We start from the raw sequence: 24,363 nt of genomic DNA on the forward strand, positions 1-24,363 counted from the left end.
CAACAAATTGCATATAAAGCTTTTCGCGCCAGTTTTGCCTTGCTAAGTAGGGCGCATGTTTAAAAATCAATCAATCGCCGTAACGGGCGCAAGCGGCGGTATCGGAAGAGCTATCGCTGAAATGTTCATTGCGCAGGGCGCCAAAGTCGCAATTAGCGATTTGAAATCACCCTCCAAAACTGCAGATGAAATCGGAGCCGTCGCTTTTGCGTGTGATGTTTCCGATGATCAAGCGGTTCGAGATTTCATTGATATGGCCGAGGCCGCTAATGGGCCAATCGACATATTTGTGTCCAATGCCGGGGTAGGGTTTGGCGATCCGGAACATGCGGCCGGGGCAAGTAATGAAAATTGGGAGCTCAGCTGGCAGGTTAATGTCATGAGTAGCGTTTATGCGGCTCGGGCGATATTGCCTCAAATGCAAGAAAGAGGCTCCGGGCGGTTTGTCATAACGGCATCGGCGGCAGGTCTCTTGGCGCAAGTCGGAAGTGCGTCTTACACGGCAACGAAACATGCCGCAGTAGGTTTTGCCGAGAGTCTTGCCATTCGCCATTGGGACGAGGGCATTAAAACACACTGTATCTGTCCCCAATATGTGCGAACCAATATGACCAAGGGCATGGCTATGGCGGAAGGGCATCAAGACGGCTTAATTGAACCTTCGGACGTGGCAGAGGCCCTAAAGCTCGCGATTGAAGAAGATAGGTTCATGGTTCTTTCGCATCCTATCGTGGGTGAATATTTCAAAAATAAAGCCATGAACTATGAGGCCTATATTGGCGGCATGAACAAGCTGAAACAAAAGCTGGGTAATGACCAGCTCCCTACATAGGAGAGAGACGATGGCACGTTTTGATTTCACAGGAAAAGTAGCGCTCATCGCCGGCGCAAGCCGAGGCATTGGCGAGGCCGTCGCGCATGGCTTTGCCGAGCATGGAGCAACAGTGATTTGTTCTAGCCGTAAACAAGGCGACTGTGAGAAGGTGGCCGAGGCCATTCGCGCAAAAGGCGGGAAAGCGGTTTCAGCAGAACTGCATTTGGGGGAACTTGACCATCACGACAAAGTCCTTGAGATGATTGAAAAAGAATTTGGGCGTCTTGATGTATTGGTCAATAATGGCGCGACAAGCCCGCATTTTGGTCCAGCCCACGAGGCGAGTGAAGGCGCATTTGATAAAACAATCGAAGTCAACACACGTGGGCCTTATTTCCTCTCAACCAAGGCCTTCCCGATGTTAAAAGCGGATGGGGGTGGCTCTATTGTAAACGTGGCCTCAATTGACGGATTACAGCCTGCTGAATTTCGCGTTATTTACGGCATGAGCAAGGCGGCTCTTATCGCTATGACAAAGGGTCTTGCGAAAGAATATTCACAGCATGGCGTGCGTGTGAATGCTCTGCTACCTGGCTTTACCGATACGAAACTGGCCTCAGCCCTGAAAGACAATCCGGCTATGGATATGTATGTCAAAATGAATCTTGCTATTAAACGTATGGCGCAACCCGAAGAGATGGTTGGAGCCGTTCTCTATATGGCCTCAGAAGAAGCCAGTTATTATACAGGCCAAAACATGGTAGTTGACGGCGGAGCGGTGATCTAGTGAGCAGCGAAAATCCAACTGTAGAAGTTCGTAAGGGCGAAGAGTTAGATATTGCAGCCATTGATGCTGTTTTGAAACAGGCGCTACCGGATTTAAGTGGCGAGCCGAGCGTTAAGCAATATGCCTCCGGCGCGTCTAATCTAACATATGCATTGGATTATCCCGAGCGTCGCATGGTGCTGCGCCGCCCGCCTTTTGGGGATAAACCCAAATCGGGTCATGACATGCACAGAGAATATAGAGTCATGACAGCTTTGGATGGCCATATTCCTGTGCCGAATACGCTTTATTATACAGATGATAGCTCTATCATTGGAGCAGAGTTCTATGTCATGGAGCGCTCTGAAGGGCATCTCATTCATACAAAAATACCAAGTGAGTGGAACTGGACTGCCAAAGAAGGTCGCCAGCTTTGCGAAAACTTTTTCCAAACGCTCGTGGATTTACACACGGTGGATTACCAAACTGCTGGTCTTGGGGATTTTGGTAAACCCGAAGGTTATGTCAGCCGTCAGATTTTAGGCTGGAACCGCCGTTGGTCCAAAGCTTGGACAGAGGACATTGAGAAATTTGAAGATGTCCAGCAATGGCTTGTCGATAATATGCCCGCCACTGAACGTGGAGCCGCCGTCATTCATGGTGATTATCGCATTGATAATTGCATCCTAAAACAAGATGACCCGACCCAAATCGAAGCCCTGCTCGATTGGGAAATTTCCGCGCTTGGCGACCCTATGATGGATTTGGGAAATACGTTGGCCTATTGGATTGAGGCGACTGATCCCGACTTTATGAAAATGACTGTTCGCCAACCTAGCCAAGCGCCGGGCATGATGACGCGCCAAGAGGTTTTAGACTTCTATGCGGCAAAAACAGGTGCGGATGTGTCAGGATTTCAGTTTTATTATATATATGGGATATGGCGTTTAGCGGTTATCATTCAGCAAATTTATGCCCGTTTCTACCGCGGCCAAAATGATAATCCGCGCTTTAAGCCTTATGGGCAAATGACAGCCGCACTAGGGAACCTTGCGCGCTTTAAAATAAAATCAGGTACACTTTAAGAAGAATAGAAGGATAAGATATGTCATCAATGGATTTAGGTATGAGCGACAAAGTCGCGCCTCTCGTCGAAAAAATCAGAGACTTTACGCGCAATTTTGTAGCGCCGCTAAACGAAGAATTTGACTCACTTATCGGCACAGGTCCCGATGGCCGTTTTAGTTATTCTGAACGCCAAACGGAAATCCTTGAAACCATGAAAGCCGAAGCCCGCAAGCGGGGCCTTTGGAATTTCTGGCTGACGGATTCCGAAGAAGGCTATGGTCTTTCAACGGTCGAATATGCCTATGTCGCCGAGGAGCTCGGATGGGTTCACATGGCATCCGAAGCCATGAATTGTTCTGCGCCGGATACAGGTAATATGGAAGTGCTCGAGCGCTACGGCACAGATGAACATAAAGAAAAATGGCTCAAGCCGCTCCTTGAAGGTAAAATTCGCTCGGCTTATCTCATGACAGAACCTGATGTCGCTTCATCAGACGCGACAAACCTCGAATTTTCAGCTGTCAGAGATGGTGATGAATGGGTGCTTAATGGGGAGAAATATTGGTCATCAGGTGCCGGGGACCCGCGCTGTAAAGTCTTTATCCTTATGGCGAAAACACCCAGTGAAGAGCGATCCAAACATGAGCAGCATTCCATGTTCGTTGTGGATGCTGAATCTGAAGGTTATGAAGTTCTGCGCCCTATGATGGTCTTTGGCCATGATGACGCGCCGCATGGCCATATGCATGTGCGCTTTACGAATGTACGCATTCCTGCTGACTCTTTATTGATACGTGAAGGGGCGGGTTTTGAAGTGTCTCAGGGCCGTTTAGGGCCGGGCCGCATCCATCATTGCATGCGCTCAATTGGACAGGCTGAGAAGGCATTACAGCTCTTATGCAAGCGGTCTTTGGAGCGTGAGGCATTTGGTAAGCAGCTTGCTTTCCTTGGAGCTAATTTCGATATTATTGCTGAAGCCCGCATCAAGATTGAACAGGCACGTTTGCTCTGTCTGAAAGCGGCTTGGGCCATGGATACGATGTCAAAACGTGATGCTGCGCCATGGATTTCAATGATTAAAGTAGAAGCGCCTCGCATGTCGCTCAAAATCATTGATGAGGCCATGCAAATTTATGGCGGAACCGGAATATCCCAAGACACGCCTCTGGCGCAGATGTATCAGGGTCAGCGCACATTGCGCTTTGCAGATGGCCCTGACTCAGTTCACCGCCGTCAAGTCGCGCGTAAGGAATTACGCGGTTACACTAATCAAAAAGTCTAGGACAATAAAATGCCGAGTTTCGATGTAGTTTCTGAAGCTGATATGGCTGAGGTCGATAATGCTATTCAAAATGTGATGCGCGAAATCTCCGTGCGTTATGACTTCAAGGGTTCCAAGTCCACTGTTGAGAGTGCTGATGGTATGATCAAAGTCTTTGCGGATGATGATCTTAAGCTTAACCAGATGCATGAGATTCTGCGCGGGCAGCTTCATAAACGCGGTATCGAGCCGGGACAGCTTGATTACCAGAAAGTTGAGTCTGCTGCAGGTGCTTCTGTTCGGCAAAACATCCTTGTGAAAAACGGGATTGAGAAAGAGCTCGCCAAGAAAATTGTCAAAGACATAAAAAGCGCAAAGATGAAAATCCAAGTCGCCATTCAGGGTGAAGAGCTCAGAGTTACAGGCAAGAAACGTGACGACCTTCAGGCCGCCATTCAATTCATTAAAGACCTCGGACTTGAACAGCCTCTGCAATTTAAGAACTTTCGCGATTAGCAGATTTAAGCCTGCGCTCTTGTAAGCGTGAATATATATCCCATCTCCTATGAAACCACATGTTTCGGGGAGAGGGGATATGCCTCCGCTAAGTGACATTATAAAAGGCGCTGTGATTCTATTCGGCGCGGCTCTTGTGATATGGATGTTTTTCATTCGTCCGCATAGCTATGACTGGCAAGCTGCAGGTCAAGTTGAAGGGCAAGTGAAAACCCTCATGTCGAACTCAAAAGTTATTGGGCGACCTGTCATAAATGCGGTCGTAACATTGGAAAATGGTCACCAGACTATCATTGCAGTCCCGCTTAAAAGTGACGTCCGCCAAGGCGACATGGTGCTTTTGCGCGTGCAAGAAGACGCCGAAAGTTCTGCCCGTCGCCGCTATAAGTTTTATAAGGAAGTGGATTAACATGAGGCTATTATTGCCGTTTAAAAGTGAATTGTAGGCTATCCCCAGCTTGCGCATTTAAAGCGAGATAGTCTTCGTTTTTTTGGCGAAGCCAAACATAAAGTGCTTGCTCAGCTTCATCTGCAATAGTTCCATCAACACAGTTTAACCAAGATAAGTCCTCTACGCCTCCGCCTTCAAGAAGGGTAAATGATATCGAGCATTGACTGATACCGGCGTCAGAGTTTCCTTGCCCTGCTGTTCCGATTTTTCCTTGATCAGAAGCAGAGCTTTGCAGGCCTTTGGACTTACTATGAATGCCTGTATTTTCTAAAATCTCGGAGGCTACGAGTATGTCTGGAGAGACCTTTGAAGCAATTTTTGGTTTTAATGGATTTATAATGGCCTGAATTGAGATGTTAGCTTGATTGATGGTTGGAAGCTCGCGAGCGAAATTCTTACTTTTTGGTGGAGATGGTGGTGCCGCTTCTGATTTTTTAAGTTCTGGCCGTAATTTCATGACATGCGTCGAGGTCATTTCAGTTTTTAGGTTTTTGATTACTTTATACTCGCGGGATCTTTCATCTTTTGTTGGTGTGTAATCTGCGTGAATGAGCATTGTCATAAAAATAAAGAGGCATGTCGTGATAATGAACGCGCCAAATGCACCTCCAATAAGCCTGTTATAGGTTGCCTTCATCGGTTTAGCGCTCAAACGCGACCTCGCCGCCTACAATCGTCATAATAGGCTCGGCGTTCAGGATATCAGGCCCAGAGGCTGTCATAATATCTGTCTCAAAAACGGTGAAATCTGCTGCTTTTCCAATTTCAATGGTACCTAACATATCTTCTTGAAAAGCGGCATAGGCAGGCCATGCCGTAAACATTTTAAGCGCTTCCTGTGGAGACACTTTTTGATCTGGATACCACGCCTCATTGGAATAACCGTCCAGTCCCTTACGCTGCGTTGCGGCGTAAAATTCAATGCGGGGATCCCCGACTTCAACAGGCGCATCAGAACCACCCGCAATGATAGCGCCGCTATCAATCAGGCTACGCCACGCATAGCCTCCTGCAAGCCGATCTTTGCCGAGCCTGTCAACGGCAAAATAAAGGTCTCCAATGGCATGAGAGGGCTGCATGGAGGGTATGATGCCATATTCCGCAAATAGAGGAATATCATCGACATGGATAATCTGGCTGTGTTCTATACGCCATCGTGGATCAGGGTTTGCGCGTTCAGCTACAGGGACAGCATCAAGAGCTTCTTTATACCAACGCAAGACTTCGCGGTTACCTCGGTCACCAATCGCATGAATATTGACTTGTGTTCCATTGCGTAAGGCAGACCTTAAAATAGAATTAGCCTGTTCTTCTTTGAGCGTCATGAGTCCTGAATTGCCCTTGTCATCAGTATAGGGCTGCAACAACGCCGCGCCGCGAGAGCCTAAAGCGCCATCAGCATATAATTTTATCGCGCGTGTGGTTATGATAGGGTTTTCGTCTTCTGTATCCGTGCGCATAGACGGCATATTTTTATGGTCGAGGAGATCAATAGAATTATAGACCCTGATTTTGATTCTGCCTTCATCAGCCAAACGGTTGAGCATGGGAATGTCTATCGGGTTTACAGACATCGAATGGATATTTGTCCAGCCACGCGACGCGTAAAGTGCGGCCCCTTTAATGTAGGCCTCCTCTTTTCGGGCCTCAGTTAATTCAGGCATAAGTTCTTCGACGAGTTTAGCGGCATTATCTATGAGCATACCTGAAGGCTCATTTTTCCCCCGGCGGGGTTCGGCCTTGCCATTCTTATTTATCGCGCCGCCATAGGGAGCTTTGGTGTTCGCCGTTATATTGGCCATCTCCAAGGCTTTGGAATTTACGACAACGGCATGACCATCGGCTCTTTCAAGGATAACTGGATGGTCAGGTGAGACGCTGTCCAGATCATATCGATTGGGAAACCTTTTTTCCGGCCAATGTGTTTCAATCCAGCCGCGCCCATATACCGTTTCACCTTTGGGAGTTACTTTTATGACGTCGGTCAAGCGTGACTTTAGCTCTTTGACTGATTTTGTACCCTCCAAATTAAGGGTCATTTCGCGAAGGCCTATCCCTATCAGGTGGCCATGGCCATCCGTAAGTCCTGGATACATGGCGGCGCCGAACAGATTAACTGTGCGGCGGGAAGGGGAGGTGTTGCTCTCGCACCAGTCACCATCTACTGCGCCGCTATAGCTTATCGTTCCGTTCTTGACGGCAACAGCTTCAACAATCGGAGCCGCGTCTGTGGCTGTATAAATGGGGCCGCCCGAGAAACACCAATCCGTATCACTGATTTTGACTTTAGTTGTGTTTTCCGCACAAGCTGAAATCAACAACGCCGCTGCCGAGAGTAAAATAAATTTTTTGGTCATGTAGATCACCCGCATTTTGGGACAATCTAGCGACCTATGTTCGAAAAGCTAGGCAGATTTAAGAAAATCTTGTGATTGGTCATTCAAAGAAAGAACATTATCGAAAGCCCCAAGCAATTCGACAAGCTTTACTGGTTTTGGCAGAGCATCGTCCATTCCGATATTCTTGCAAAGCCGGATCTGTTGATATTGTGGGTCCGCCGTCAAGGCAATTATAAGGACGTCCGCCCAAGGTTCCGTGCTAGCGCGGATTGCCAATGTCGCTTCAATTCCATCCATGACAGGCATGTGAATATCCATAAGAACGATATCAATGGGGGTTGTTTTCAAAATATCGATGGCGTGTTGGCCATTATTCGCGATGTGTATTTCGCCGACAAGTGTTTCAAGCAAGGACGAAACAACCATATGATTTGTTGTATTGTCATCGACAACAAGAATACGCAGCTCTGAGTAATTGGTAGGCTCAGGCTTGGCATCCTCTAATATCTGGTTCACCAGAGATTGGCTGCTTTCTTCCTCTGGCTGCGCTTTCAGAGCTTTTATAGGCAATGTCAGCGCGAAGACTGTACCTTGTCCGCTTTTAGAGCGTAGGGTGATTGTTCCGCCCATAAATTCTATAATTTCCTTGGTAATTGTCATGCCAAGGCCAGTTCCGCCAAAGCGCCGCGCGATGGATTTATCAGCTTGCGTGTAAGCTTCGAAAATTTGCTCTTGCTGATCAGGTGTCATACCAATTCCAGTATCTTTCACAGCGAGGACCAGGCGAGGGGGTTGCCCGCCTTTTTCCACTGTGGTGAGGATGACGCTGACTTTGCCATTTGGCGAAAATTTAATCGCATTTGACAGTAAATTATTGAGGCATTGCTCATAACGGAAATGGTCGAATATTATCGTTTCCGGTACAGACTTATCAATACTGTAGGTGAGCGTAATATTGTTTTTAAGGGCTTTGTGTTCCCATAGTTTCACAACATTCTCGACGGACTTTGCGGGGCTCGCCGGAGCAAGCTCTAGGGTGAGTTTTTCTGCATCTAATTTCGTATGATTAAGTGTATCATCCACTATTCTCAAGATTTTCTCAGCTGAAGACTGAATAATTTCTAATTTAGGATTGATGGCATCATCTGCGTGATGATGAATAAGCGCGTCTGCAATCCCGATCACGCCGTTCATAGGCGTGCGGACTTCATGACTGAGACGGGCCAGAAAATCATTTTTTATCTTTAGTGATTTTTCAGCCGCTTCTTTCGCTTTTCTAAGCGCATCGTTGGTTTCTAACTCTTGCGTAATATCCTCGAAAAAACAGGTGAAACCCAATACCGTTCCTGTGTCAGAATTATGCGGTTCGGCCTTCCAACGCAGCCACATAGATCGGCTGTTCCCTGTGAGGATGCGGCAGGTGTAAGTCCACTCTTTTCCGTCTCTTAATCCCTGCTCCCAGACCGCTTTAGCTCCGTCATAGTCATCAGGGTGAATTATTGTGAGAACTCCCTTGCTGCGAGCTCGCTCCATTTGACGATGAGATAGGTGTTTTTCCAGATAGTCACTGCGCAATGCCAGATATTTTGTTTCGCAATTATAATACCAATAGCCTGAGCCCCCTGACATGAGCGCCGTGTCCAGAACCTGCGACTTATGTTCTTCCCGGGTGATATCTTTAGATGTTAAAAGAAGCTTTCCTGTGTTGTCTATCATTTGAGAGACTAATACACGCCGACCGGATGGCATGGTTAGTTTGAGTTTTGCCACGTCGCTTTGCACGCCGGATTTTTGTGTTTTGAGAACTGTTGATACTCGATCAACGAAAGTTTTGGAGTTTCCGGCTCCAAAGTCACCGCGTATCGCCATATATTCGAGAAAGCTTTGATAAGGTGATCCATTTGAAAGATCGTCAGCATCGAGCTCAAAATGCTTCGAAGCGAGCTGATTGTAAAATTCTAGACCTAAGTTCTCACTGAACAGTATAATGCCAAGACCTGATACATCGCTTACGCGAGTCAGCCAATAATATGGGCTTTTATCGTCTTTAGAGGAGGTCTCAGGAGTGAGATTTAGTGTATTAGACATTATTTTTCCAGCCATTTTCATTCCCACCTAATCTTAAGTAGAGTAAAATAACGAACAGCGGGTTAATAACAAAGAAATGCTCTGTAATGTTGATGAACTTATTCGCGAGAACATAATTTATGTTTTTATCGTGCTTGCAAATACGCGGCTGCAATTTCTCCGGACTCCATAGCGCCTTCCATACCCGTATGGATACGGCTAACGTGCTCGCCTGCAAAGGCTAGTTTAGATGATGGCATTGCCATGGGGCTTGACCATTGACTAATTTGTCTTGGAGCCCAGTGCATATATGCGCCGCCAGCAAATGGATTTGCTTTGGTCCAGTCCTGTATGGCTAAAAGTTCAAAGAGGCCTTCACTACTTGGCCGGACAGTTTTCATATAGGCCGTTACACGTTCTTTTATTTTTGCTCGATCTTGCCATATCGAACGCGTTGCGCCGCGCCCATTGATTAAAACTCGAAATAACCCGGTCGGCTTACCATTCGTATCTCGTTCAGCTAAAATACGTTCTACAGGTAAATCTGTCCACATATCCGCAGGGAGGCCATCTTTGTCCCAAAAAGGTATTTTGGCTTTCAAATGAATTTGTAATATTTGCGTATAGGGCAACTCTCTGATGGCGGCGGTTTGGGCTTCCGGCATAAAGGCTCTTATAGTAACATTTCGCAATGCCCCAAATGGCATTGCGCAAATACAAAAGCTAGCTCGGTAAGTATTTCCTTGCGTGGTTTCAATCTGGACGCTCTCTGTTTCAACTGAAATAGAGCTAACCATATGATCGAGTTTAACTTTGCGGGGAAGAGACGCAGCCATGGCTTCAGGGAGGTGTTGAGCTCCGTCTTTAACTTTCATCTGCTTCGCGTCAGGTGTGTCTATGAGTGCGCGATAAAGGTTCATCATCGAATAGCTGCGCAAACTATTGCCATCGAACGCTTTCTCCATGATTTTTTGCGCATCGCCGCCAAACCCGGCTTGCAAGAGAAAGTCTTGGGCCGAAATATCAAAAGCAGAAAATTTAGGATCAAGCCAATCATGATTTGATTTCAAGGGATTATTCTGAGCTGCAAGCTCAAAAAGAGGTGAGGCGGGCGCGCTAGCTCCAAATGGTGCTGGGAATAGAGGCGATGTAATGGTACTCCAAGCCTGTCGGGAATAATTCGCGCCCTGATAGTGATATAGGGTCTCTGGTTGATATTCTGCGCTAGGAATAAGATCGACCCCAAGCTCATTCGCAGTTTGGATTATGCGGCTATAGCTGGCCTTAATTTTGTCTGCTCCGCCTTCTGTATATCCCAGTTTGCCATGATTAATGGTCTGGATACGTCCGCCAATGCGAGAAGACCCTTCAAGAACCAAAACGTCTTTTCCTGCGGCGGCCAGTAATCGCGCGGCATTGAGGCCCGCAAGGCCTGCTCCCAAAATGATAACTTCAGCATCCAATTTACTGCCGGAAGGTTTGCAAGCTGGGAGAGCTGCTAAACCGCCCAAAACCATGCGCCTGTTAAGTTTTTGTCTCGTCATAGTCGCTGCTAATGAGCCCTTTCCAACATGGCCATAAATACTCTTGCTGGTTCAGTATCATGTAATGACTAAAAGGAGCGTTTTTATTTTTTAAAATGGCTTTTTGGAAACTGGTGCCGCGAGGGAGAATTGAACTCCCGACCTCATCATTACCAATGATGCGCTCTACCCCTGAGCTACCGCGGCTTAGAGGGGCGTTTTACATAAATGAATACCTGCCGCAACACTTAAAATTTTGCGGCAGGCCTTAAGGCTGTTAGGCTCTGCCAAAGACGTTATGGGCGTCCCATTTGGCTTTGTTCTTGAAAACCAAACGGTTCAAGACAAGGGCAACAATCACCATAGTTACAAGATTTATGGCCATAAGGTGGATGTAATGCAGCTGAATATTTTGGGTCTGTAGGCTTGCATTTTCAGCCAGCGGCAGAAGCATCCAGTAATAGAAGGCGACGCCAAAGATGACTGCAATAATCACAGCTTTTGCTTCAACATTCTTGAAGAGCAATCCAACGACAAAGGCTGCCAGAATAGGCATGGACAGAAGGCCGTAGAGACGCTGCACCGTATTGATGATGCTTTGTTCAGGGTTGTTGAATATCGGGATCATTATAAAAGCGAGAACAACCATGGAGATAGAAACCCAAAGCGAAAGCCGTTTCACATTTGGCTTATCATTGATGTAGGTCTCGTGAATGTCACAGACCCACAGAGCGGCTGAGGCATTTAGGATAGAGTTAAATGTCGTCAAAACCGCTGCGGCAATCGCTGCCGCAAAAGCACCTGAAAGGAAGCTTGGCAGCAAGTCACCGACAATTCGTCCATATGTGGCATCGCCAATGTCGCCATAAAGTTTAAAAGCGACGATGCCCGGAATAACGATGATTGGCGGCACGATCAGCAGGCGGATTGCCGCCGCTGCAAAGATACCTTTTTGTGCTTCTTTGACAGAAGGAGAGGCCATGGCGCGTTGCGTAATAGTTTGATTTGTTGACCAGTAAAACATCTGAATAAAGATCATGCCGGTAAATAGGGTCGTGAAAGGAATGTCTGAGTCTGGCGCGCCGATAAGTGTGAGGCGCTCTTTTGGAATACCCGAAAAGTCAAACCCAATGGCTTTAACAGCAATAACTGTTACCGTGATGGCTAAGCCAAGGAGCAACACACCTGAAAATGTATCTGAAACGGCAACAGCGCGAAGCCCGCCAAAGATTGCGTAAGCAGAGCCGACTATCGCAAATAAGAGGGCCAGAATGTAAAGGTTCACATCTATGCCAAACATACTTTGCATGAAGAGTGAGCCGCCATAGAGGATGGCCGGAAGAAAAATAAAGATGTTCCCAAGTAGAAAAAGCACTGAAATAAGGGCGCGTATGTGCTTGTTATTATAACGTTTTTCGAGAAGTTCTGTTGTCGTTGTGCAGTTATATTTGTAGTAAACGGGGATAAAAACAAAGCAAAGCATCATCAAACCGAAGACGGCCGCGAGCTCCCACCACGCTAATAAGGCCATTTGATTACCATTCATACCGACGAGTTGATCAGTAGAAAGGTTTGTCAGCGTAATTGAGCCGGCGACAAAATACCATTTCAAGCTTCCGCCCGCTAAAAAGTAGTCTTTTTCTTCATCTTCAGACGGTTTTGATTTCAGGCAAAACCAGACTGTAACGGCAGCAATCAGAGCTGTAAGCAATAAAAAGACGATGAACTGCGAGAGCTGTAATTCCATTATATTCCCCTGTTTTGTTTTATAGGTTTATTTTATGTTCCAAACGCCTTGATGAAATTTCCACGCGGTTTGAATTATATTTTTTAAATTAGAGTGCTCAGCGGTGAAACCCAAGACCTCTTTTGCGCGTTTAGGGTCTGCATAGAGCCGCGTTAGGTCTCCATCTCGGCGAGGCGCGGCGTCATAGGCGACAGCATGACCTGTCACTGTTTCTATCATTTTAAGAATTTCCAGATTGGAGACACCTTTCCCTGTGCCAATATTGACTTCTGTTTGGGTCAGCCCGTTTGCAAAAGCTTCAAGGCCGTATATATGCGCGCTAGCAATATCGGAAACATGGATATAGTCACGAATGCAAGTCCCGTCCGGCGTGTCATAATCCGTCCCAAATATCTTCATTTTTCCGCGCAAGCCTACCGCGGCCGCCAAGGCAATTGGGATGAGGTGAGTTTCAGGATCGTGTTCTTCACCTATTAGGCCTGAGCTATCTGCCCCGGAGGCATTGAAATAACGTAAGGTGATATAAGCCAACCCATAAGCTTTATGATAGCTCTGTATCATATGCTCAATCGCCAGTTTAGTTTTTCCATAAACGCTGAAGGGGTTTTGAACTTGGCTTTCTAGTAATGGCATCTGATCCGTTTCGCCATATGTCGCGCAGGTGGACGAAAATATGAGATTAGTCAGGGACAGCTCTCGCATGGCTTCGAGTAGATTAAGTGCGCCTACGACATTGTTTTCATAGAAACCGGCCGGGTCTTTTTCGCCAATACCGACCTCTATAGAGCTCGCAAGGTGAACAACAGCATGAGCGGATTTATGTTTTGTGAAGGCGTCAAGCGTTGCAGCCTTGTCGCGTAGATCAACGGTCTCAGATGGCCCCCATTTTACAGCGTGCCGGTGGCCCGAGCTGAAATTATCAAAGGTAACGGGAATGCCGCCATTATCCGCCACGGCTTTGCACACATGCGCACCAATATACCCCGCGCCGCCCACCACAATGACCGTTTTGCCTGTAAGATCAAATGTCATTAACTGACCCAAAAGCTTTCCGGATGGCTAGAAAGTAGCTCATTTTTCCATGTTTTCAGCTTATCATTTGAGATACAGGCGACGATACATCCTCCAAAGCCGCCACCCGTTTGACGCGCCCCTAAAGCGCCTAATTTGACGGCGTCTTCAACTAACCGGTCCACTTTTGGAACTGTGATCTCAAAATCATCCCGCATAGAAATGTGGCTCTCATTCATAAGCTTGCCAAGCTTTGTAAAACCTTTGTCTTTTAAACACGCAATGGCGTCTATGGTGCGGCGATGATCTGTCATGCAATGACGCGCGCGGCGCTGTAGCACGTCCGGAAGACTGCTTAGCGACGCAAATTCTGCATCTGATATCTGGCAAATATTATCATGGCCTAGCGCGGCTTTGACCGCATCGCATTCTTCTTTGCGCTCTTTGTAACGGCCTTCATTGAGCTGCCGAAACTGGCCTGAGTGAATGACGGCCATGTGGTAATCAGTTGGCAGGTCAACAAGCTCATATCCGAGTGTCTCCGTATTAAGAGCCAGCGCTTGGCCAGGGCTAGCAATCGCCACGGCCATTTGATCCATAATTCCGCAAGGCATGCCAATAAATTCGTTTTCAACGCGGCGGGCCAACACAGCAATGTCTTTATCTGATGTCTTATCTTTCGCTAAGTCTCTTGCGAGTTTCAGTATTCCCACCGTTACTGCGGCAGAAGAGGATATACCCGCGCCAAAGGGCAGGGTGGTGCGTGCGGCGACATTAAGGCCATTTTGTAGATAGCCTTGCTCTCGGGCCAAAATCACAGCGCCAACAATATAATCCGACCAATGGTCAGAGGCTTTGTCTGACAGACTGCGAATGGCGATATCATCGAATTTATCCGACCAAATGTGAATTTCACCGTCCGTACGAGGCGAGAGGGCGAGGCTTATCCCGAGCGGTAAAGCCGTAGGCAAAACCATGCCACCATTATAATCCGTATGTTCTCCAATCAGGTTGACGCGTCCGGGGGTAAAACCACTTATTGCGGGCGCTGCCGAAAAAATTGCTTCAAAACGCTCTTCTATCATTAAAGTGCTCTGAGCGTTTTAGCGGCCATTTCGGGCATGACATCAACGGTAAATGTTCCCGTTGATTGCTCAACAGACGCTAGATATTTGACACGTCCTGGTGCGCGCAGAAGCGGATAAAATTGAGCTGTGAAGTGAAAGCTATCGCCAGCTTTTAAGGGCGCCGCATGCAGTGAAAGCATGTAAGCAGTGGGGCGCTGAAAATATTCATCATAGCGGCGTGTTATATCACCCAGTAAATGCGCGAAACCATCTAATTGTTCTTCGCTGAATTCCCAAGGCCCGCGAGCCGAAATATCGGGGGCAATCCATGTTTCAAAGGGAAAGCGGGCATAAGGCGGGCAAAAAGCGCTCAGGCCGCCTGCCTTGGCTACGCCGTATTCAGATCCCCAAATTTTCATATCCTTTGTTAAGCTATACCCGGCTTCAAATGCCATCATGGCGTCCTGTTGCACGCGTGGAACAAAAGGGAAGGCATAGATTTGTCCATGTGGATGATGGAGTGTGACGCCGACTTCATCTCCGCGGTTCTCAAAGGGAAGAACAAATTCACAGCCATTGTCGTAATGTGTTTCATAACGGTCATTCCACGCCGCGAGCAATAGCCGCCGTTTATCTTGGCCAAGAGAATGAAGGTTGCCAAAATCTTGAGGACCATAGACAATCACTTCGCATCGTCCACTCGCACGCATCATCTTAAGGGCTTCAACAGAAGCGGGCTCTGGTGCTTTGGGATGAAGGCTCGTAAATTTGTTCTCAAAGACAGCAAGTTCGAAATCAGTAAAAGGAATTTCTGTTGGCGCGCTACCTTCGGCAGAGGGGGCCAATGGATTATCTGCAGCAGAAGGCTTAAACGTTCTATTTTGTCGATGCGCCGCGTAGATATTCCATTCCCGGCGTAGAGGGTGATATCTTAGCTCGCCGCCCTTGGCGACAGCGCTGTCATCTTCGTTTAAAGGTGCAAGGGTGTGAGGGCGATAGCCATAGAGAAAAAGCTCACGTCCATCCCTTTTGACGAAATGGCGGCGGTGAATTGTGCGACCTTGCACATTACACTCTGTGTGCTCCAATAAGTTTGTCATGTGGCCCGATATTTGCGAAAACGAACATTTTTCTAGCGCGAGTTTAAGTTCATGGCTAGGGAAAATGTAAATTTTATCATGTGTTTTGCTCAATTTTACAAGAAAGCCTCATTAGAGTGTTCGAATATTTGACAAAAACAGATTTTACAAAACTAAACTCTCTGCTAAGCCAAAGGCATGAAAAAGTTTGAACCGTCGAAACGGCAAGCCTCCATACTTCAGATGATTGAAGAATTCGGGTTTATTGCTACCGAAGCTATGGTGACAGAGTTTAATGTTACGCCTCAAACCATCCGCCGTGATTTGAATGAGTTAAGCGAGCAGGGGCTGCTAACGCGTTTTCACGGAGGCGCAGGACAAGTCAAAAGTGCGGAAAATCCACCTTACGAAGATCGTTTACAGACGGGTGTGGAAGCCAAGAAGAAAATTGCAGCGGTCACAGCGGCAATGATCCCTAATGGCGCGTCTATATTCTTAAGCACAGGTACAACAATTGAGGCTATTGCTGAGGCTTTGTTGGGGCATGAAAAACTGCATGTTTTTACCAATAACCTTCACGTAGCGCGTATTTTGACGCAAAATGAGAGTTTTCAAATCATTGTCTCATGCGGACAGGTTCGCCATTCAGATGGCGGCATTATCGGCTCGTCATCTGATGATTTTATAAGTGATTTTCGGATGGATATTGGAATCGTGGGTATCAGCGGTGTCGATGAAGATGGAACACTACTCGAATATGATCCTCAGGAAGTGAAAACTGCGAAAACTATTTTGCGTAATTCTCAGAAAGTCATCATGGTTGCTGACCGTCACAAGTTCGGGCGCCGCGCAATGAATCGTGTTGGCCATATTCGTGAATTAGACGCTATTATAACGGATAGTGAGCCAGAGACTCACTTCAAAAATCTCTGTGAGTCCGAAGATATTGAAATTATTGTGTCCTCCGCAGACCCGTAGAGGTTTTCGAGTCGATACTGGTGATCGCCATTAACTCTTGCGCGTAGATGCGATTAGACGCGATTTCGAATAAAAATATTCTCTTTAGTTGAGTTTCTTTGACCTCATTCTCTAATTAACCCTTAAATTATGGGTTATTTAGAAATTATTGTCACGAAATTAGTGTAAAAATGCAACAGAGTTGAAAAAATGTTCGAAAAAGAATATTTTTGGACTTGACGAACATTCCATCGAATTTAGTGTGAGGACAAGTGACGCAATATAAGCGTCAGGCAATTTATAATGTCTCAGGGAGAGTCTCATGAAGTTTAACAAAAAGAATTTATTGGCTTGTACAGTAGGGAGTGCCGCAATGATGTGGGCCGCTCCGACTATGGCGCAAACATCTAACACATTTGAAGATGAAGTTATTGCGACAGGTATTAGAAGCTCTATTAAGCGCGCACAGGACATCAAACGCGAAGCTGTTGGTGTTGTTGATGCGATTGCGGCGGAAGATTTGGGTAAATTCCCTGATCTTAACGTTGCTGAATCTCTACAGCGCATTCCTGGCCTTGCCATTGATCGCAGCGGCGGCGAGGGCCAAGCGGTCACTATTCGTGGTCTTGGACCTCAATTTAACACGGTTCTCTTAAATGGACGTCAAATTGCAACTGACTCAGGTGGCCGTGAATTTAACTTTGATGTGTTAGCCGCAGAACAAATTACAGGCGCGACAGTTTATAAGTCCGGTCGTTCAAATCTACAAGAAGGCGGTATTGGCGGTACAATTAATGTGTCGACAGCGCGGCCTTTCGATAATCCTGGTTTCCAGATGGCTGGTTCTGTTAAGGGCGTCTATGAAAGCTTGTCCGAGAAAATCTCTCCTGCGGGCTCGCTCCTGATCAGTAACACATTTAACGATGATAAATTCGGTCTTTTGGGTGCTTTCAGCTATTCAGAGCGTGATGTTCAAATCAATCAAATTGCCACAGCAGGTTGGCGTCCCGGGCAAACGATTTCAAATAATCGCGATGGCGTATTGTTTGAGAATGCTTACATCCCGCGTAACTGGGACCAAATTGTTGATAGGCAAAAGCGTAAGCGTTTAAATGCAAGTCTGGCAGCACAATTTGCGCCGAATGACGACATGACTGTCACGCTAGATGGCTTTGTTTCGAAATTTGAAGTCGACTCACTTGTAACCGACTTGGCATCATGGTTCGAACCCGACCGCGTCGGAAGCGGGACAATCGACTCTAACGGAACACTTACAAGTTTTACGCAGGAAATTGGCCTTAACCAAGGTTCTGGTGATCCAGCTTCTGACTTTGTATCCACTACTCGAAATTCACGCGATGTGACCAATAAAGGTTTTGGTATCAATGTAGATTGGGATGCGACTGAAAACCTTAATGTTTCACTCGATGCTTTCCATTCAACAGCCGAAAATGATCGCGCCGGAAAAGATCGTTTCAATGTTGTTGGTATTATCAATAATTACTCATTTGATGGCACTGGCGAATACCCAACGGTTGCCCATGACGGTTTTACGGGCGGAAATCTCCCTGATGCGAGTCTCAGCCGCCTTCACTATAATGAAAAAGGTAATGTCCCGACGGATGAAGACGAAATTACAGAATTCAAAGCTGATTTCTCTTACACGCCTGATGTTGACGCCGTAAAAGCTGTCCGTTTCGGTGCCTATAGTCAGATGCGCGAAAAGTCACGCTTCCAAATCTTTGGGAACCAATGTGCATTCTGTGGCTATCAAGTTGCCGCGCCGAATGACATCATCAACTTCCGTCCCTTTACAGCGAATAACTTCTTCCCAGGCCTAATCGATACATTTTACACTTATGATGGTGATGCATATGTTGATTATCTGGCTTCGGAAGGTGTTCCAATCGTGACAACCCTCCAGAATAACCGCTACACAATCAACGAAGATATCATTAGCGGCTATGTAGACACGACACTTGGTTTTGATGCCGGAGACATTCCTGTAGAAATCAATATGGGCGTTCGCTATGCCAACACGAATATTGACGTTACGGCGGTTCAAAGCTTTATTGCCGATGTTGTTCCGACAACTGATTTAACGCTCTTCTCCAACGTCTTTGGCCCCGCCACTGATATCACGGAAGGGGGATCTTATTCGAACTTCCTTGGTAACTTTGATGTCGCTTTTGATGTGCGTGAAGATATGAAAGTGCGTTTCGCAGCGTATGAATCGCTAACACGTGCGACCATGTCTGAGCTCTCACCTGCGACTAACTTTGGTGAGCCTCGCCGTCAAAATCTGACAGCGAGCGGTGGTAACCCTGCGCTTAATCCGTTTAAGTCCACAAACTTTGATGCGGCCTTTGAATGGTATTATGCAGAAGACAGCGTATTCTCTATCGCGGCCTTCCACAAAGATATCGACGATATCATTGTAAACCTCACAGGCAATGAAAGCTTCACACTTGCTAATCGTAGCGCCGCCGATGGCTTCCGCTGTGCCGGCACGACACCAAGCTGTGCCGCGCCTGGCGACATTGATCCTGCGCGTCCTGGTTTTGATGTTATTGCCAATACGGAAGAACTAAACGGCGAGAGCGAGCTTTACCGCGTAAGTCGTCCGCAAAACGGCGAAAGTGCCAAAGTCACAGGCGTCGAAGTCGCCATAACACATGTTCTCGATAACGGCTTTGGTATCTCTGCCAACGCGACATTTGTTGACAGTAACGTGGTTCTAGACCCAACGTCTGCGACGAACTTCTCACTCGAAGGTGTGGGCGATTCGCAAAACATCGTACTGTTCTATGAGAATGAGCGTCTGCAAGGCCGTGTCGCCTATAACCGTCGTGAGGGCTTCCTACGCCGTATTGACAACGGTTTTAACGGCGAGCCTATCAACACAGAGACATTTGGTCAGTTTGACGCCAGCGCAAGCTATGACGTGACAGACCAATATACCGTCTTTGTTGAAGGTATTAACATCACAGGTGAAGAGCTCCGCCAAACAGGCCGCTTCCCGAACCAAATCTACTCTATTGAAGATAACGGTTCACGCTACGCTGTCGGCGTTCGTGCTAAGTGGTAAAGCTGTCACATTGACGTAACCCTGACTTTAGGGCTGATAGGACACTCTTATCAGCCCTAATTTTTTGCCATAAAGTTGTAGAAAGATGTCAGACTCAATTAAATCCCTTCTCATCGTTGGCGGCGGAACTGCCGGGTGGCTTAGTGCTGCCATTATCGCGGCGCATCATCGTAATCGTCCCGAGGGCTCATTAAAGATAACTCTGGTTGAGGCGTCGGATATCCCGACCGTTGGCGTGGGTGAGGGCACTTGGCCCACTATCCGTAATACTGTGCGCACTATCGGCATTGATGAAAAAACGATATTTAAAGAATGTTTCGCGGGCTTCAAACAAGGCGGAAAGTTCGTAAACTGGGTCACCGATGATGATTTCTATTATCATCCTTTCACCGTGCCTTTAGGATATGGGCAGATGGATATGGCGCCCTATGTTGAGGATATTGAAGACTTCGCCGTTGAAGCTAACTATCAGCAGGAAATTTGCGAGGCTGGTCTCGCGCCAAGATCGTTGGCTGAAGGCGAGTTTCAAAGCGTTTGTAATTATGCCTATCACCTTGATGCGGGAGCTTTTGCAAATATCCTGAAAGAGCATTGCAAGACAGAACTTGGCGTTGAGCATGTTATTGGAACCGTCAAAGACGTAGAGCGCAATGAGATAGGACATATTGGAGCTCTGAAACTCGAGGGAGATAACGGTCCATTTGATCTTTCTGCTGACCTTTATGTAGACTGTACCGGGTTTCGCTCGCTCTTATTGGGTAAGGCTCTGGATGTTCCATTTGTTTCAAATGAGAAGTATCTCTTCAATAATAAAGCTATGGCCCTGCATGTGCCTTATGAGAGCGAAGATGATGACGTGGCATGTCACACGATTGCGACGGGCCAGAATGCCGGCTGGACTTGGGATATTGGCCTGACAACGCGGCGTGGTGTTGGGCATGTCTATTCTGATGCTTATTTATCTGACGCCGAAGCTGAGGCCAATCTAAGCAAATATATTGGAAAGCCTTTGGGTGATTTTGATGTGAAACGCATCAGTTTTCAATCTGGCTATCGTGCCAGAACATGGGAGCATAACTGCGTTGCCGTTGGTCTCTCTTGTGGTTTTGTAGAACCGTTAGAAGCTACAGCTATTATGCTAGTAGAAGTCGCGGCGCGTTATATCGCTGAGAACTTGCCTGCCGATCAAACGTCTATGGAGGTGACGGCGAAACGATTTAATAAGCAAATGGATTACCGCTGGTCGCGCATCACGGATTTTTTAAAGCTGCATTACATTCTCACGAAACGCCCCGAACCTTATTGGCGCGCACATTGTGACCCGGCCAGTATTCCCGATAGCTTGAAAGAAGATTTGGCCATCTGGAAGCATCGCGGCCCGATTAAATCCGATTTTGACGGGGTTGCAGAATTATTCCCGGCCGCTAGCTATCAATATATTCTCTATGGTATGGGATACAAACCAGATTATTCGCGCCAAGCTTATCTGTATAATCAGGAGCAACAAGCGGATAGAATTCGCCAAAAAAACCAATTGATGACGCAGCAATTATTACAAAGTCTGCCGCCTCATAGAGATTATATTGAACATTGGCTTGAGCAATAATCTGCTAAAAAACAGGACATTACTATGGCCAAATTAACGGCTTTAAACTCCGGTGAGCATGCCGATGTGAGAATTGGACATGATAGCGGTATTATTTATGCTCGTAATTCACATATGTTGCCATTGCGCGTGACCGAAGTCGCGCAAGCCACTGTAGATTTTCCCGTTATGATGAGCCGCATGAGTAATGGCGCAATAAGCTTATCTGCTCTGACGAGCTTTGAGCCTCATAAAAATTTGTTTATTTCCGGTGATGAGTGGACATCTAGTTTTCAGCCCACAGCAATGAAAACCTACCCCCTTTTTTTGATGAAAGATGATAAGGGCGGTGCAAAGCCTGTCTTGGGAATTGACGCTGAAAGTGAGGCGCTTTCCAAAGATGAGGGACAAGCGCTGTTTGATAAAAAGGCGCGTTTATCTCTGCACACTAAACAGCTCCAGGCACAACTCATGGAGGACTCAAAGAATATGGTCCATACCTTTCAATTCTTTGAAACCCTGTCTGAGTTTGATCTCATTCGATCAGTCGATTTAGCCGTCAATTACAGTGATGGGCAGATCAATCGTATCCGTGGCCTCAGTATGATACATGAAGATAACCTGCAGAAACTATCGTCGGAGCGCCTGACAGAATTACGCGACAGAGGTTATCTTGCGCCAATTTATGCGATGCTTTTTTCAGTATTCCAACTCAACGCTCTTATCCGTAAAAATAATCAAAATGCGGAGAGTGCCTCAATTAAAAATATCAATTTGGAAGTCAGTAAAGACAACCGTCCTGCTTAGGAGTCAGCCGTGATTACAGTTTCAAAAGATAAAACTTTTGCGCTGACCAATGCGCATTTTTCTTATGTATTTCGTGTCTCGCCTGAAGGTATATTAGAGCATTTGCATTATGGCGGACCGTTACGTGACCCGCTTGATGTCGCCGTGCATCACTTGCGCACGCAGCGTGAAGTCGCCTCAAACTTTCAGGGCGGGCCTTATTTCAGCCTAGCTGATACCCCGCAGGAGTTTCCAAGCTTTGGGACATCTGATTATCGTTTCCCAGCGCTTCATGGCCGTAACTCCGATGGCAATACGGTCTTTTCTCTACATTATAAAAATTATCGTATTGTCAAAGACAAGCCGCGCCTAAAGAAACTGCCCTCGGCGCGGGGCGGGGATAGTGAAACTCTAATCGTTACGCTTGAAGACCCGCTACACAAACTTGATGTTGAGCTTTATTACACCATCTATCAAGATTATGGCGTCTTGGTTCGCTCGGCTAAATTTAAAAACAAAGGCGAGAAAGAGCTACAGCTCCAACATGCTTTCAGCTCAGCTTTGGATCTGCCGCCGCATGATTATGAAATCCTTCACCTTCACGGCACGTGGTCGCGTGAATTCAATGAAGAGCGCATAGATGTTCCCAAAGGCCGCTTCGTCGTTGATAGCGCGCGCGGGACTTCTAGTGCCGCACATAACCCCTTTATTGCAATTGTTGAGAAGGGAACGACTGAAGACTATGGCGCCGTCCATGCGACGACCTTAATGTATAGCGGAAATTTTTCTCTCTCTGTTGAGAAGGGTGAGTTTGAAGCTGTGCGACTACTGGCCGGTATCAATCCCTTTAATTTCCATTGGCGTTTAAAGCCTGGCAAAAAGTTTTGCACGCCCGAAGCCCTTCATGTTTACTCCGATAAAGGTCTGCGCAGTATGAGTCATATTTGGCATGAATTTGTGCGCGATAAAATATCGCCGGAACGCTTCCGGCATAAGCCGCGCCCGACTTATCTCAACACATGGGAAGCGGCTTATTTTGATGTCGATGAAGACAAGGTTCTGCATCTGGCTGACAAAGCTAAAGAAATCGGCGTGGATATGTTAGTGCTTGATGATGGTTGGTTCGAAGGTCGCCGCGATGATACATCGTCCTTAGGAGACTGGACCGCTGATGAAGAGCGTTTTCCCAATGGCATTCCGGCATTAGCCGCAAAGGTCAAAGCCAAAGGCCTTAAGTTCGGGATATGGTTTGAGCCTGAAATGGTTAATCCGAAGAGTAAGTTGTTTGAACAGCATCCAGATTGGATTTTACATGTGCCTGGACGCAAGCCGTCATTGGGCCGAAATCAGTTGACGCTTGATCTTTCCCGTCCTGAAATCATTGATTATCTCTATGGCCAGATTGATGATATTTTGTCTTGCGGGGACATTGATTACGTCAAATGGGATATGAACCGTAATATGACCGAAGTCGGCTCTGCGGGACTGCCTAAAAACCGACAGCGCGAAGTCTCTCATCGCTATATGCTAGGGCTTTATGATTTGCTGCGCCGTCTAGTTAAAAAATATCCGGATATACTTTTTGAAAACTGCGCGAGTGGCGGGAACCGCTTTGACCTCGGCATGTTGAGCTATATGGCGCAAAACTGGACCAGTGATATGTGTGATCCCATTGGGCGCCTCGATATCATCAATGGCTGTTCCTATCTCTTCCCGCTCGATGTGACAGCCGCCTATATTGGCCCGTCACCGAACCATCAAAATGGCCGTGTCAGCTCTGTTGAGACGCGTTTCAATGCGGGAGCCTTTTGTGCTGCGCGCGGTATATCACTTAATGAGGACGATATAGACGCTCACAAAGATCAGTTACAAAGTCTGATGGCATTTGCAAAAGACAGCGCAGGGGATTTTGTTGGCGGTCGTTTTGATCGCTTGATTAAATCCAAAAATGAAGTCTGTTGGCAATATACAAGCCGTGATGAGCGCACAGTTTATCTGGCTTATTTCCATATCTTTGCTGCGCCTAACCTCCCGTTCCGGCGGGCGCGCATGGTCGGTCTTGAAGCTGATGCGGATTATATGCTGGTCGAAGACGGTTCGCGCTATGCTGGTGATGCGTTAATACAAAATGGAATGCCATTACCTTATGTCGCAACTGGTCAAGTGAATGATAAGGTCCGTTATATGGCTAAGGGTGATTTTAGTTCATATCTCTTTGTTTTCAAACGTGCTTAGAGC

Annotated in this window: 19 protein-coding genes and 1 tRNA gene; 11 read left to right on the forward strand and 9 right to left on the reverse strand. The window is 46.9% G+C overall.

What is annotated here, in order from left to right; all coding sequences use genetic code 11:
• The first annotated feature begins 55 nt into the window (after window positions 1–55).
• From F569_RS0110290 to F569_RS0110315, 6 genes are all read left to right on the forward strand, one after another.
• Window positions 56–832 (forward strand): SDR family oxidoreductase, encoded by a 777-nt coding sequence (locus tag F569_RS0110290; RefSeq protein WP_026942142.1) that lies wholly within the window; start codon window positions 56–58, stop codon window positions 830–832.
• A gap of 10 nt (window positions 833–842) precedes the next feature.
• Complete coding sequence (locus F569_RS0110295; RefSeq protein ID WP_026942143.1) at window positions 843–1,601, forward strand: glucose 1-dehydrogenase; 759 nt, start codon at window positions 843–845, stop codon at window positions 1,599–1,601.
• A complete protein-coding gene (locus F569_RS0110300) occupies window positions 1,601–2,665 on the forward strand; it encodes a phosphotransferase family protein (RefSeq protein WP_026942144.1) in 1,065 nt (354 codons plus the stop codon). Before F569_RS0110295 ends, F569_RS0110300 begins: the two co-directional genes overlap by 1 nt.
• A gap of 20 nt (window positions 2,666–2,685) precedes the next feature.
• Window positions 2,686–3,930 (forward strand): acyl-CoA dehydrogenase family protein, encoded by a 1,245-nt coding sequence (locus F569_RS0110305; RefSeq protein WP_026942145.1) that lies wholly within the window; start codon window positions 2,686–2,688, stop codon window positions 3,928–3,930.
• A 9-nt stretch (window positions 3,931–3,939) separates the two neighbouring features.
• Complete coding sequence (locus F569_RS0110310; protein ID WP_026942146.1) at window positions 3,940–4,425, forward strand: YajQ family cyclic di-GMP-binding protein; 486 nt, start codon at window positions 3,940–3,942, stop codon at window positions 4,423–4,425.
• 79 nt (window positions 4,426–4,504) lie between these two features.
• Window positions 4,505–4,834 carry a hypothetical protein gene (locus F569_RS0110315; RefSeq protein ID WP_026942147.1) on the forward strand — a complete coding sequence of 110 codons (330 nt, stop codon included), beginning with the start codon at window positions 4,505–4,507 and terminating at the stop codon, window positions 4,832–4,834.
• Between the two features lie 10 nt (window positions 4,835–4,844).
• Here the strand turns inward: F569_RS0110315 and F569_RS0110320 are convergent, their stop codons facing one another.
• The 9 genes from F569_RS0110320 to F569_RS0110360 form a co-directional block, all read right to left on the reverse strand.
• The gene (locus F569_RS0110320; protein ID WP_154813708.1) at window positions 4,845–5,438 is read right to left on the reverse strand and encodes a hypothetical protein; all 594 of its coding nucleotides are present in this window, start codon (window positions 5,436–5,438) and stop codon (window positions 4,845–4,847) included.
• Window positions 5,439–5,517: 79 nt separating this feature from the next.
• On the reverse strand, window positions 5,518–7,233 hold the full coding sequence (locus F569_RS0110325; protein ID WP_026942149.1) for an amidohydrolase: 1,716 nt from the start codon (window positions 7,231–7,233) through the stop codon (window positions 5,518–5,520).
• A 48-nt stretch (window positions 7,234–7,281) separates the two neighbouring features.
• A complete protein-coding gene (locus tag F569_RS19010) occupies window positions 7,282–9,303 on the reverse strand; it encodes an ATP-binding protein (protein ID WP_162143767.1) in 2,022 nt (673 codons plus the stop codon).
• A gap of 125 nt (window positions 9,304–9,428) precedes the next feature.
• On the reverse strand, window positions 9,429–10,826 hold the full coding sequence (locus F569_RS0110335) for a flavin monoamine oxidase family protein (protein ID WP_084168941.1): 1,398 nt from the start codon (window positions 10,824–10,826) through the stop codon (window positions 9,429–9,431).
• Between the two features lie 111 nt (window positions 10,827–10,937).
• Window positions 10,938–11,012 (reverse strand) — tRNA-Thr (locus tag F569_RS0110340).
• Between the two features lie 70 nt (window positions 11,013–11,082).
• Complete coding sequence (locus F569_RS0110345) at window positions 11,083–12,552, reverse strand: SLC5 family protein (RefSeq protein ID WP_026942151.1); 1,470 nt, start codon at window positions 12,550–12,552, stop codon at window positions 11,083–11,085.
• 27 nt (window positions 12,553–12,579) lie between these two features.
• On the reverse strand, window positions 12,580–13,584 hold the full coding sequence (gene galE, locus F569_RS0110350) for a UDP-glucose 4-epimerase GalE (protein ID WP_026942152.1): 1,005 nt from the start codon (window positions 13,582–13,584) through the stop codon (window positions 12,580–12,582).
• The gene (gene galK / locus F569_RS0110355) at window positions 13,584–14,648 is read right to left on the reverse strand and encodes a galactokinase (RefSeq protein ID WP_051279720.1); all 1,065 of its coding nucleotides are present in this window, start codon (window positions 14,646–14,648) and stop codon (window positions 13,584–13,586) included. The genes galE and galK overlap by 1 nt, the downstream gene beginning before the upstream one ends.
• On the reverse strand, window positions 14,648–15,730 hold the full coding sequence (locus tag F569_RS0110360) for a galactose-1-phosphate uridylyltransferase (protein ID WP_051279722.1): 1,083 nt from the start codon (window positions 15,728–15,730) through the stop codon (window positions 14,648–14,650). Before F569_RS0110360 ends, galK begins: the two co-directional genes overlap by 1 nt.
• Before the next feature lie 177 nt (window positions 15,731–15,907).
• Between F569_RS0110360 and F569_RS0110365 the strand changes: the two genes are divergently transcribed.
• The 5 genes from F569_RS0110365 (at window position 15,908) to F569_RS0110385 (ending at window position 24,360) form a co-directional block, all read left to right on the forward strand.
• Window positions 15,908–16,687 carry a DeoR/GlpR family DNA-binding transcription regulator gene (locus tag F569_RS0110365; protein ID WP_034388185.1) on the forward strand — a complete coding sequence of 260 codons (780 nt, stop codon included), beginning with the start codon at window positions 15,908–15,910 and terminating at the stop codon, window positions 16,685–16,687.
• Window positions 16,688–16,988: 301 nt separating this feature from the next.
• On the forward strand, window positions 16,989–19,754 hold the full coding sequence (locus tag F569_RS0110370) for a TonB-dependent receptor (RefSeq protein WP_026942156.1): 2,766 nt from the start codon (window positions 16,989–16,991) through the stop codon (window positions 19,752–19,754).
• Window positions 19,755–19,839: 85 nt separating this feature from the next.
• Window positions 19,840–21,360, forward strand: a complete 1,521-nt coding sequence (locus tag F569_RS0110375; RefSeq protein ID WP_026942157.1) for a tryptophan halogenase family protein — start codon at window positions 19,840–19,842, stop codon at window positions 21,358–21,360.
• 24 nt (window positions 21,361–21,384) lie between these two features.
• Window positions 21,385–22,146: a SapC family protein gene (locus F569_RS0110380; protein ID WP_026942158.1), complete on the forward strand. Its 762-nt coding sequence runs from the start codon at window positions 21,385–21,387 to the stop codon at window positions 22,144–22,146.
• A gap of 9 nt (window positions 22,147–22,155) precedes the next feature.
• Window positions 22,156–24,360 (forward strand): alpha-galactosidase, encoded by a 2,205-nt coding sequence (locus F569_RS0110385; protein ID WP_026942159.1) that lies wholly within the window; start codon window positions 22,156–22,158, stop codon window positions 24,358–24,360.
• The last annotated feature ends 3 nt before the right edge of the window (window positions 24,361–24,363 follow it).

Origin of the sequence: Hellea balneolensis DSM 19091 (assembly GCF_000428525.1) — a bacterium.
GTDB classification, from domain to species: Bacteria; Pseudomonadota; Alphaproteobacteria; order Caulobacterales; family Maricaulaceae; genus Hellea; species Hellea balneolensis.